Genomic DNA, 11,978 nt, shown 5'->3' on the forward strand with positions numbered 1-11,978 from the left:
ATGCGCCGCCCGGGTTTCGCTGGTTGCAACTCTATGGCGATGGCCGTATTGAGACATCGGTCGTCCGTGTCGACGCCTCCTCGAGCAGTGTGGACGTTGAGTGCGAGGGATACCGATAGCAGCCTGAAATGCAGCGAGCGGGAGGACGCGGGATCGACGGTTTACGTGGCACGAAGTCGAAAGGCATGCTCGGCTCCGGGCGAGATGCCCGCGACGAAGAGCTTGCCCACCTGTATTGGGAACTCGAAAAAGCGCAACTGCGCGCCGAGGAAGTAGCGGCATACTATCGCGGTGAGCTTGCAAACGCGCGCCAACGAGCACAAGAGGAGGCCATTCGTCTGCAGGCGGCCGAAGTCAGTCGGCGTAAGCGGGCGGAGGAGCAGGTCGTTCACCTGAGAGCAGAGCACAGGACGGCTCAAGCTCAGGCGGACGTTGTGCTGCGCCGGTATCAACAGCTGCAGCAGAGTATGCATGAGCTGGAGCAGCAAGGCGCGGAGCGGGCCCGCGAGGTAGTCAATCGTCAGCGTGAATCCACCAACCATGCCGGGAAAACCGCGGAGGAGTATCTCGACCGACTCGAACGGAAGCTCTGCGAGCTACGCCGGGAACTCGCCAGCGAGCGCGATAAGCGCGATCAGCTTGCGCAGCGCTACCGCCAAAGCGAGGAAGCGAGTCGCCGCGCTGCGCAGGAAGCCCGCCGCCTGATCGGTCGGCTCAAGCAAGCCCTCAAGCTATCGGAGGAGCGCCGACGGCGGGCGGAGGCAGGAAAAATGCCGCTGCATTCGTCGAATATCAGCAATTCGTGGTCGCTCGCGCCGTTGGCGGACGCCGTCAATGAGGTGGACCCGGCCGCTGGATGGGGTAAGGTGCCGCTCGCGAGCTCCGCTGACATGGCCGAGGAGTTTCTGCGTGTGGTAGAGGATCGCTCGATGGACGCCGATGATCCTGACGAGCGCTCGAGCGAGACGGAGGCGGAATCGCTCAGCGACGGGGAAGCCGAGGCCTTGATGATGGAACTCACCGTGACGGAGAAGGTAGAACGACGTCACGCTGCTGGCGGTGCCCGTCAATGCGCCGGCAGCGTTCGGCCGACCGTACGGCGGGCCTCGGGGTCCGGTTCGTCCTCAGTGGGGCGGGCGTGGAAATGGCTCGCGCTCATTGGCGTAATGAGCGCATTGGCGGTCGCCGCCACAGTGCTCTACATCTGACCTGGCGCCGAAAAAGCCTCGCGCATAGGGGGCCGCCACGCAAAGGTGCTAGAGCGCGCCGAGCTGTCGAAGTGAGCTGCGGTTATTGATCGTTCACGGCAGTGGGCCGCCCCCGCCTCAGTTGCCCTGCGGCAGTCAACGCTAATGTGATGCATGCGGCGTGAGTCGCGAAATCCGGGTAAGCCGCTCGGTTCACCTTCGAGGATGAAGATAAGTTATGGTTAATCAGTGGAATTCCCGGCGACCAGTAGCCGGTGAGCGCGGTGCGGGCCTCTGTTGGATTGGATGTTTTCAAATTTCGATCATCTCGAAGTCATCTTTGGTGGCGCCGCATTCTGGGCAGACAAAATCTTCGGGAATGTCCTCCCAGCGCGTCCCGGGCTCGATCCCAGCTTCGGGTGCGCCCGATTCCTCCTCGTAGATCCAGCCGCAGATCACGCACATGTAGGCCTTATAATCCATTGCTTGTGCCATCGCTCGCGTCGCTCGTTTGCTAGTTCCTGGTCATGGAAGCGACGATACTCTACGCCATGGCCGGCGCAGCGAAAACCCTACAAGTGCATAACACGATTGTTTGATGCACGCGCGCGAGCGCGTGGCTGGAGCGTTGCCAGTGAGTGCCGATCGCGGTCAAGTGGTGCAGGGTCTGTACGCGATTACGGATGCGAACTTACAGCGCCCACAGGATTTGCGAAGTTGTGTCGAGGCCGTATTGGGCAACGGCGTTCGTCTTTTGCAGTATCGGGATAAATCCGCCCACCCGAGGCGTTGGCAAGAGGCTCGGCAGCTCGCTGCATTGTGTCGTGCGCATGGGACCGTCTTTATCGTCAACGATGATGTCGAACTGGCGGCCGCCGTGGCCGCAGATGGCGTCCATCTCGGGAGGGATGATCTGGCCTTGGGCGCCGCCCGGACCCGGCTGGGCCCCGGGGCGATCATCGGCCTCTCCTGTTACAACGACCTGGCCCGGGCTCGGAGCGCGGCGGCTGCGGGAGCCGACTACGTTGCCTTCGGCAGCGTGTTTCCCTCGAGTACGAAGCCCGGCGCGGTGCACGCCTCTCTTGAACTGTTGCGCTCGGCGCGAAGCGCCCTGACCTTACCGATCGTGGCGATCGGAGGTATAACCGCAGACAACGCCCGGCAGGTCATCGAGACGGGCGTCGATGCGGTAGCGGTTATCAGCGGCGTGTTCGGGGTTCCCGAGCCCGCGGCCGCGGCCCGCCGAATCGCCCGGTTGTTTGACGAATGAGCCCTAAGGGTTAAAGTAGCCGCGTTCGAGATGGTGGCCGTGCTCAATTTCGGGACGCCGTATGCCTCTGGAACAGAGCAACGCGTGATCCTGGCAGTGAATCAGGAAGGTCTTCGCTCATGTCCCGTTCACATGAACAGTTTGTGGAAGCCCAAAAGCACCTTGTCGGTGGTGTTAACTCTGCTGTGCGGGCCTTCCGCGCAGTCGGCGGTGAGCCCGTGTTCATTCGTCGCGGCGAAGGGGCATGGATCGAAGATGTCGATGGTCGACGCTACGTGGACTATGTGTTGTCTTTTGGCCCACTGGCGGTCGGGCACGCCCACCCGGAAGTGGTAGCGGCGGTCTGCGATGCTGTCACGCGCGGCCTGAGTTTCGGTGCCCCATGCGAGCTGGAAACCCGCCTTGCCCAGCGCATTAAAGCATTGCTTCCATCCATCGAGCGGCTGCGCATGGTCAGTTCCGGCACCGAGGCGACGATGAGCGCGCTGCGCTTGGCTCGCGGTTTTACAGGGCGCGAGCGCATCGTCAAATTCCAGGGGTGTTACCACGGCCACGTGGACAGTTTGTTGGTACAGGCCGGTTCGGGGGTCCTGACGCTAGGCATCCCAGGATCGCCCGGCGTGCCCGAGGCGGTCGTCGAGCAGACCATCACCGTGCCGTACAACGATCTCGCGGCGGTGAGCGAGGTCTTCGACCGATACGGCGAGGAGATTGCCGCGGTGATCGTGGAGCCCGTGGCCGGTAACATGAATTGTGTGCCACCGCTGGAAGGCTTTCTCCCCGGGCTGCGCACGCTCTGTGATCAGAACCGCTCGTTGCTGATCTTTGACGAGGTGATGACCGGCTTTCGGGTTTCTCTAGGCGGTGCGCAAGCACACTATTCGGTCACCCCCGATCTGACCTGTCTGGGAAAAGTCATCGGCGGCGGCATGCCGGTCGGTGCACTTGGCGGCAGGGGCGAGATCATGGAATGGCTCGCGCCACTCGGACCAGTCTATCAAGCGGGCACCCTGTCGGGAAATCCGGTGGCGATGGCAGCGGGCTTGGCCACGTTGGACGTGTTGACCGCGAGCGAGGTGTTTGAATCGGCCGTGGCGAGGACGCGGACCCTCCTCGAGGGACTGCGCGAGCGCGCCGCAAGCGCTGGTGTACCCTTTGCGACCAACCAGGTCGGTACCATGTTCGGGCTTTTCTTTACTGCAGCCGAGGCGGTTACCAATTTTGAGCAGGTTTCGGCTTGCGATGTGGAACGCTTTAAGCAGTTTTTCCATAGCCTGCTCGAGCAAGGCGTGTATCTGGCGCCCTCCGCATTCGAGGCCGGCTTTGTTTCGACGGCTCACGACGAGCAGGCGATCAGCCATACGCTGGCGGCCGCCGAACGCGCTTTCGCCCGCTTGTGAATACGGTGCCCGGCTGTCACCGCGCGGCGAATTCGCAGTAGGAGCGGGCGTGACCCGCGCGTGAACCCTTCGTGCCGTGCTATCGGGTAGGCTAGGGGTTACCGCGGCGGTCGTTGTCCAAGGCGGCGAGCACTCGCGCGTGAAGGTTGTCGAATCCACCGTTGCTCATTACCAGCACGGCATCGCCGGCTCGTGTCGTGGCGACAATCTCATCGATCAGATGAGCGATATTGTCGCTGATCATGGCGCGCTCGCTCGGCAATGGGGCAAGCGCGTCCTCCAGGCTCCATTCCAATGCCGGTGGTCGGTAGACGAATATCCGATCGGCGTCCTGCAGCGAAGTGGCGAGCGTGTGGCGATGTACGCCAAGGCGCATGCTATTGGAGCGTGGTTCGAGCACCGCCACGATGCGACCGCAGTGAAACGTGCGCAAGGCCGCGATCGTGGCGCTGATCGCGCTTGGATGGTGGGCGAAATCATCGTATACCCGCACTCCCTCGGCAATGCCGTACAACTCCAAGCGGCGGCGCACGCCGCGGAAGTGGCGCAGCGCCATGACACCCACCTCCAAGGGCACCCCGGCATGCCGAGCAGCAAGTAGCGCCGCCAGGACGTTGCGGGCGTTGTGCTCCCCGGGCAACGGCAGGTTGATCGTTCGTGTCAACCCTTCGCCTTGCAACGACGCGCAATCATTCGCGCTCTCAACCGCCTGCAGGCGCCAGTCGTTATCGGTCCCGGTGCCAAACCGGGTGCGCGGTGTCCAGCAGCCGCGCGCGAGCACGTCGGCGATCGCCTCGTCGTCACCATTGGCGATAATCAGGCCGTTGCTGGGTACGGTTCGTATCAGGTTGTGGAACTGCATTTGGATAGCGGCCAGGTCAGGAAAGATGTCCGCGTGATCGAATTCAAGGTTGTTTATGACCAGCGTTCTCGGCCGGAAATGCACGAATTTGGAGCGCTTGTCCGAGAAGGCGCTGTCGTATTCGTCGCCCTCGATGACGAAGAGATTGCCATCGCCGAGCCGAGCGGAGTAGCCGAAGTTGTTGGGCACCCCGCCGATGAGGAAGCCGGGGCGCAGCCCCGCGTACTCCAGTATCCAGCCGAGCAGGCTGCTGACCGTCGTCTTGCCGTGCGTGCCCGTGATTGCCAATACCCAGCGCTCGCCTAGGATGTTCTCGGCGAGCCACTGCGGTCCCGACGTATAACGCAGCCCGCAGTCGAGTACCTGCTCCAGCGCCGGATTGCCGCGACTGAGCGCATTACCCACCACGATGCAGTCGGGTGTCAGCTCGGCCGGCAGTGGTGGCGCATATCCCTCGCGAACGGCGATCCCCTGTTCCGCCAGCATGGTGCTCATGGGCGGATAGAGCGCCACATCGGTGCCGCTCACGGTGTGACCGGCCTCACGGGCGAGGAGTGCCAGACCGCCCATGAAGGTGCCACCAATGCCGAGTATATGCAGGTGCATTGCGCCTTGCCTTCTGCCGGAGATCTGCTCGGATGCTAGCACGCACCCGGCTCAACCGTGGATGAGCTGAGATACGAAGATTGAGCCGAATATATAACCGAGGGCCACCAGGATACCGCCGGGCAGGGGTAACGACAGGGCGTGGCGAAGGATGTGGCCCATAATGAAAAGATTCCAGATCCCGAGCCCCGCCATGGCGGAGAGAATATAGGCATTCTGGGCAACGCTCGAACCGGCAAGGTGGAGTAACGGTAAGGTGATTGCGGTGATAATTGCATCCGTTCCGAGCAGCGCGCTCGCTGTCTGGATGAAGCGGACCTTGAGTCCGCGAAAAGCGAGGATGGCATAGGTGAAACCGAGCGTGAGCAGCAGCCCCACCAGCAGCGGCGGCAGCGAATCCGGGGCGGGCGCATACGTCCATACAGCGGCATAGCTCGAGGCCAGAGCGGCGATCGCCGCCAGGCCCAGCAGCTCCCAGGAACAGGGTAGATGCTGAGGCGCAGCCCGCAGCAGGCAAATGTCGAACAACACACGGGCGGCTGTCTTGATCGGCGGCATATTTCGGCTCACGGCTGCATGGGAGGGCAGATCAATTTGAAAAATTCGCCCCCAGCATCCAAAACTTCAGTTAGGGCTACAGGCGGCGGGTTGGCCAGTATGGTACCCGTTCCGGGCATGAGGATCACACGCTAAGACATTTTTGGTGTCTACCCAGAATAACAATCCGGAATTGAGCCGCGCGGAGGTGGCGACAATGAAGCTGGAGACCGTGCTGGAAGAACGGATTCGCAAGGGTTCGCTTACCGTCGAATTCCCGAACGGGTCCGTACGTCAATACGGCGAGGGCGGCCCGCAGGCCCATTGGTACATTCATGAGGCCTCCGCTCTCAAAAAGGTTGCCGCCGATCCGGAGTTCATGCTTGGGCAGACGTATATGGAAGGGGCGTGGAGCACCCCTTCATTGATTACGCTGCTCGAGGTATTGATGAAGAATTTTCCGCGCGAGTCGGCAAGCTGGTTGCGACGCCTCGTGATCAAGCTCGTCAAGCCGATCCAGCAATGGAATCGGCTCGCTGCCAGCCGCCGCAACGCGGCCCACCACTATGATCTGGACGTCTCACTGTTCCGGCGGTTTCTCGACGAGGATATGCAATACTCCTGCGCCTATTGGTCATCCGAGGGTATGACGCTTGAAGAAGCGCAGCGAGCGAAAAAGGAGCACATCCGCCGCAAGCTGCTATTGACACCGGGACAGCGGGTCGTCGACATCGGTTGCGGTTGGGCGGGTTTGGCGATCTATCTTGCCGAGACGTGCGGTGTTCGGGTCACCGGCCTGACTCTTTCGCGGGAACAGTATCGAGTTGCCCGGGAACGCGTGAGACAGCGGGGCTTGACGGCGCTGGTGGATATCCGCCTCGAGGACTATCGGGAAAACACTGAAACCTATGATCGCGTTGTGAGCGTGGGCATGTTCGAACACGTGGGAGCGCGCAACTACGATGTTTATTTCCAGGCGGTGCGCGATCGGCTTACCGAGGACGGCATTGCGCTAATCCATACCATCGGATCGAGTGCTCCGCCAGGGCTGACGAACCCTTGGGTCCGCCACTACATCTTCCCGGGTGGCTACATTCCCGCCATGTCGGAGGTGTCGGCCGCAGTGGAGCGTCGAGGTCTGGTGAGCGCGGACGTCGAGGTGCTGCGCCTGCACTATGCTTACACGCTCGCACAATGGCAGCAGCGCTTTCAACGTGCGCGCAGCGAGGTGGCCGCTGAGAAGAGCGAGCGTTTCTGCCGCATGTGGGAGTTCTACCTCGCGCTCAGCGAGGCTGCCTTCCGTTGGCGGGATCTGGTGGTATTTCAGTTTCAGCTGGCGCGCAACAACGATGCCGTGCCGCTGACCCGTGGCTACCTGCACAGCACCCCCGATACTGAGGTGGAAAGGGCTCGCGCGATGCACGCTCGCCCTGCGGCGGAACGGCGAGCCTGAAGGCGGGTTATGTGCAAAGCGAGTCGTATTTCTGCTCTGTGAGTAAGTGTAAAGGGAGAGGGGCTCCATGGCTAAGCGCAACGCCTTCTATGCACAGTCCGGAGGAGTGACCGCGGTTATCAATGCCACGGCTTGCGGCTTGATCGAGACGGCACGGCGCCACGCCGGCGAAATCCATACCGTCCTCGCGGGCAACAACGGCATCCTCGGAGCGTTACACGAGGAACTTATCGATACGAACGAGGAGAGTTCGGCGACGATCGCAGCGCTGCGTCATACGCCGGGAGGCGCGTTTGGTTCGGCCCGTTACAAGCTCAAAGGGTTGCAGGAAAACCGCGCCGAGTACGAGCGCTTGCTGGAAGTTTTCGATGCCCACAATATAGGCTATTTTTTCTACAATGGTGGCGGTGATTCGCAGGACACGGCGCACAAGGTCGCGCAACTCGGGGAGCAGCTCGGCTACCCGATTACCTGTATCGGTATCCCCAAGACCGTGGATAATGATCTTCCGGGTACGGATACCTGCCCGGGGTTCGGCTCGGTCGCCAAGTACGTCGCCGTCTCCACTCGCGAAGCCGGACTCGATGTGGCCTCCATGGCCAAGACGTCGACGAAGGTCTTCGTGCTCGAGACCATGGGCCGGCACTCGGGCTGGATCGCCGCGGCGTGCGGACTGGCTCAGGAGCTCCCCGATGAGCCGCCCCATCTCATCCTGGTGCCCGAGACCCCGTTTGATCGAGAGCGGTTTCTCTCCCGCGTGGATCAATGCGTACGCGAGACGGGTTATTGTGTGGTAGTGGCCTCGGAAGGAACACGCAATGCCGATGGCACATTCCTCGCCGATCAGGGTAGCAAGGATGCATTCGGCCACACGCAGCTCGGGGGGGTGGCGGCCGTGGTCGCCCGCATGATCAATGATGGGCTTGGCTACAAATATCATTACGCGATTGCCGATTACCTTCAGCGCGCGGCACGGCATATCGCCTCACGCACGGACGTGGAGCAGGCCTACGCTGTGGGCAAAGCGGCAGTCGAGTTTGCGGTGGCTGGCAAAAATGCCGTCATGCCAACCATCGTACGGCTGAGCGATGACCCTTACCGGTGGGAAGTGGGCGAGACAAGCCTCGCCGAGGTCGCTAACGTGGAGCGCACGCTACCCGCCGATTACATTTCCTCGGATGGCATGCACATCACGGCGCAGTGCCGGCGCTATCTGCGGCCGCTGATCGCCGGTGAGGACTATCCGCCTTATGAGAACGGCCTGCCGGCTTACGCCCGGCTGCGCCGCAGCCTGGTGGACAAAAAGCTCGCGCCATTCGCTGGGGGATAACCGGCCTGCAGGTGAGATTGCCAGGCCGTACCAAAAAAAAGCCGGTTTGCACCGGCTTGGAAGATAGGGGGGTGTACATGTTTTTGTTATTGGCTGCGGTTACCCGCTGCCAGCCCGATAGCCGGAGGCCTGTCCAGGCCCGCGGGGATCACGCCTCTCGACGGCTGCCATGGCAGCCCCCGGTTCCCAGGCGATTCTGGGTCTAAGACCCATGAAGTCTCTAGCAATATATGTGCAATCCCTATTATTTTGTTTTTCAATCATAGAGATGGCTTTACACAAGCGGCCTTCGATCTCTTTCTTTCTGGAAGAGTGTCAAAGAATTTAACAACCCGCGCCCCAATCCCGCCTCCCGGTGACCGCCGACGACCGGGTGGCCTGCCGCGGCGGTCTGATAAAAGTGTTAACGGCTGCATCGTCACGCTCGGTCAGGCCAGTAACGGCGCGATGACCAGACTGATGATGGCCATCACGTTGATCAGGATGTTCATGGACGGGCCCGAGGTATCCTTGAATGGATCCCCCACGGTGTCGCCCACGACGGTGGCGCGGTGCACGTCGGAACCTTTACCGCCATGGTTGCCCTTCTCCACGTACTTCTTGGCGTTGTCCCAGGCGCCTCCGGAATTCGCCATGGTAAGCGCGAGGAGCACCGCTCCGAGCAGCGCCCCGCCCAGCATGCCGCCGAGCGCCGCCGGGCCGATCAGGAAGCCGACCGCCGGCGGAGCGACTATAGCGAGTCCCCCCGGTAGGGTCATTTTCTTCAGGGCCGCGGTCGTCGCGATATCGACGCAGCGGGCGGTATCCGGCTCAGCACGACCCTCGAGCAGGCCCGGGATGTCACGGAACTGTCGACGGATCTCGTGAATCATGGCAAAGGCGGCATCCCCGACGGCGGTCATCGTCATGGAAGCCACCAGGAAGGGGAAGATGCCACCGAGGAACAAGCCTACCAAAACCTCCGGGTCTCCTAGGAAAATCGTAAATTCCGGCATGTGCTGCCTGATCGTCTGTACGTAGGCGGTGATGATCGCCAGAGCGGCCAGGGCCGCCGCGCTGATGGCGAAGCCCTTGCCGATGGCGGCAGTCGTGTTGCCGAGCTCATCGAGAGAATCGGTGATGCGGCGAGTCTCCGGGCCGAGTTCGGCCATTTCGGCAATGCCGCCGGCATTGTCGGCGACCGGCCCATAGGCGTCGATGGCCATGGTGATGCCCACCGTCGCCAGCATGCCTACCGCGGCGATGCCCACTCCGTAAAGGCCGATCAGGGCACTCGATATGCCGATAATTGCGCAAATCGTGAGCACGGGAATCGCCACTGACTCCATGCCGATCGCCAGTCCCTTGATCATGACGGTTGCCGCCCCGGTCTCCCCCGCTCGTGCGATGCTCAGCACCGGCTGCCCCGCGGTGTAATATTCCGTTACGAGGCCGACGACGATTCCTCCCAGTGCGCCGAACAGCACGGCCCACCAGGCGTTGTCGGTTATGCCCAGGGAGGCGACGACGAAGTAAGCCACGGTAATGAAAAGCACCGAGGCGCCGATTGTCCCCGTGCGAAGCGCGCGCTCAGGTGCCTGAGCGGAGAACATGCGCACGAGTGCGATGCCGACCAAGGAACAGATCAGACCTGCCGAGGCGAGCGCCAGCGGCAGGAACATGAGCTCATTGCGCCCTCCGAGCCCGGAAATGACCGCTCCCGGCAAGGTGGCCGCCATGGCGATGGTGGCAATCATGGCCCCACAATAGGACTCGAAAATATCCGAGCCCATGCCGGCCACGTCTCCTACGTTATCGCCGACGTTATCGGCGATGACCCCGGGGTTGCGCGGATCGTCCTCGGGAATGCCCGCTTCGAGCTTGCCGACCAGGTCAGCGCCGACGTCCGCGCTCTTGGTAAAAATACCGCCACCCACGCGTGAAAACAGCGCGACGGTGGATGCCCCCATGCCGAAGCCGTGGATATGATGGGCCGTAGTGGGGTCGCCACCGTAGAATAGGAACAGCAGGCCAAGCCCGAGCAACCCCAAAGAGGCGACCGCCAGGCCCATGATCGAGCCACCGAAAAAGGCAATGGTCAAAGCCTCCGGGGCGCCTTGAGAATAGGCCGCCGTGGTTGTCCGGTAATTGGCGTGGGTCGCGGTGTACATGCCGATAAACCCCGCTCCGGCGGAGGCCGCGGCACCGAGCACATAGGCGGTGGCGGTCTGCCAGCCGAGAAAAATCCAAAGCAGCACTGTCAGAGCGACCGCGACGTAGCCGAGAATGGTGTACTCGCGTCGCATGAAAACCATGGCGCCACGGTGGATCTTCTCGCCGATGGCCACGACCCTCTCCGATCCGGGCGGATAACGCAGAATCGCGCCATAGATCAGCAGTGCCGCCGCCAGGCCCAGCAGCCCTAAGGCGGGCGGAATATAAGCAATCGACATGATGATACGCCTCCCGTGCTTCAGCCAATCGCGCTAGGCGAGGGCCGTGTTTTCCTGCTCTGCGCTCCGTGGCCGCATGGCGCAGGCTTTTGCTTTATAATCGCGGCGACTTTGCCAGAAAACATGGGGCCATTGCACGCCCCGAAGCGGACAGGCTTCGTACCGCGCCGGCTTTGCGGGGTGACGTCAACTGCAGGCGCCCCCTAGACTGGCACACGCCGCGGTGATCTCTCTGCGCGGAACCTGACAGCAATTACTCGCGTCGGCGGCGCAAGCGTCCGGCCCGCACTACGCCACGTTCGGGCCGGCGCGCGCGCTTGCCTCGCCTGTCGTTCTTATGAGGTAGTGAAAAGTATGATCTCCAATGCGATCACCTCGGGTTTTGACATCCCGGAGGAGATTAACGTCGCCATTGAAATTCCCTACCACGGGGAACCGGTTAAATACGAAGTCGACAAGGAAACGGGAATGATGACGGTGGATCGGTTCATGGCCACCGCTATGCGTTATCCTTGTAACTATGGCTATATACCGCACACATTGTGCGATGACGATGATCCGGTCGATGTGCTGGTGGTGACCCCCGTTCCGTTGATCAGCGGCGCGGTGGTGCGTTGCCGCCCGATCGGGCTGCTGGCGATGACGGACGAGGCGGGCGCCGACAGCAAGTTGTTGGCCGTCCCGGTTCGCAAGCTGACCACGATATACGATCACGTGAACGAGCCCGCCGACTTGCCGCGCGAGCTGCTCGAACAGATCAGTCACTTCTTTGCCCATTACAAGGATCTCGAGCCCGGCAAGTGGGTCGAAGTCGAGGGCTGGTATGGTGCGCAGGCCGGCCGCGAGGAAATCATGGCGGCGGTTGCTCGATATCAGGAAGCTCGCGTCAAGCCGAATTTTT

General features: G+C 61.9%; 10 protein-coding genes. 6 read left to right on the forward strand and 4 right to left on the reverse strand.

Annotated features, from left to right (window positions below; all coding sequences use genetic code 11):
- Positions 1–128: 128 nt before the first annotated feature.
- Positions 129–1,208, forward strand: coding sequence for a hypothetical protein (locus AC52Q4_RS06510; protein ID WP_495535991.1), 1,080 nt, complete (start codon positions 129–131; stop codon positions 1,206–1,208).
- Between the two features lie 291 nt (positions 1,209–1,499).
- On the opposite strand, the gene AC52Q4_RS06515 is transcribed toward AC52Q4_RS06510, so the two are convergent.
- A complete protein-coding gene (locus AC52Q4_RS06515) occupies positions 1,500–1,670 on the reverse strand; it encodes a rubredoxin (RefSeq protein ID WP_495535992.1) in 171 nt (56 codons plus the stop codon).
- Between the two features lie 115 nt (positions 1,671–1,785).
- Between AC52Q4_RS06515 and thiE the strand changes: the two genes are divergently transcribed.
- Positions 1,786–2,457, forward strand: a complete 672-nt coding sequence (thiE, locus tag AC52Q4_RS06520) for a thiamine phosphate synthase (protein ID WP_495535993.1) — start codon at positions 1,786–1,788, stop codon at positions 2,455–2,457.
- Between the two features lie 119 nt (positions 2,458–2,576).
- Positions 2,577–3,857, forward strand: a complete 1,281-nt coding sequence (gene hemL / locus AC52Q4_RS06525; protein ID WP_495535994.1) for a glutamate-1-semialdehyde 2,1-aminomutase — start codon at positions 2,577–2,579, stop codon at positions 3,855–3,857.
- A gap of 91 nt (positions 3,858–3,948) precedes the next feature.
- Here the strand turns inward: hemL and mpl are convergent, their stop codons facing one another.
- Positions 3,949–5,325 (reverse strand): UDP-N-acetylmuramate:L-alanyl-gamma-D-glutamyl-meso-diaminopimelate ligase, encoded by a 1,377-nt coding sequence (gene mpl, locus AC52Q4_RS06530; RefSeq protein ID WP_495535995.1) that lies wholly within the window; start codon positions 5,323–5,325, stop codon positions 3,949–3,951.
- 51 nt (positions 5,326–5,376) lie between these two features.
- A complete protein-coding gene (locus AC52Q4_RS06535) occupies positions 5,377–5,895 on the reverse strand; it encodes a hypothetical protein (protein ID WP_495535996.1) in 519 nt (172 codons plus the stop codon).
- Positions 5,896–6,079: 184 nt separating this feature from the next.
- Here AC52Q4_RS06535 and AC52Q4_RS06540 point away from each other — a divergent pair, with 184 nt between their 5' ends.
- Both AC52Q4_RS06540 and AC52Q4_RS06545 read left to right on the forward strand, forming a co-directional pair.
- Positions 6,080–7,315, forward strand: a complete 1,236-nt coding sequence (locus AC52Q4_RS06540) for a class I SAM-dependent methyltransferase (protein WP_495535997.1) — start codon at positions 6,080–6,082, stop codon at positions 7,313–7,315.
- A 67-nt stretch (positions 7,316–7,382) separates the two neighbouring features.
- A complete protein-coding gene (locus AC52Q4_RS06545) occupies positions 7,383–8,645 on the forward strand; it encodes a 6-phosphofructokinase (protein ID WP_495535998.1) in 1,263 nt (420 codons plus the stop codon).
- Between the two features lie 428 nt (positions 8,646–9,073).
- Here the strand turns inward: AC52Q4_RS06545 and AC52Q4_RS06550 are convergent, their stop codons facing one another.
- The gene (locus AC52Q4_RS06550; protein ID WP_495535999.1) at positions 9,074–11,077 is read right to left on the reverse strand and encodes a sodium-translocating pyrophosphatase; all 2,004 of its coding nucleotides are present in this window, start codon (positions 11,075–11,077) and stop codon (positions 9,074–9,076) included.
- 354 nt (positions 11,078–11,431) lie between these two features.
- Here AC52Q4_RS06550 and ppa point away from each other — a divergent pair.
- On the forward strand, positions 11,432–11,978 hold a 547-nt coding region (gene ppa, locus AC52Q4_RS06555), incomplete at its 3' end, for an inorganic diphosphatase (RefSeq protein WP_495536000.1).

It is taken from the genome of Nitrococcus sp. (assembly GCF_059432795.1).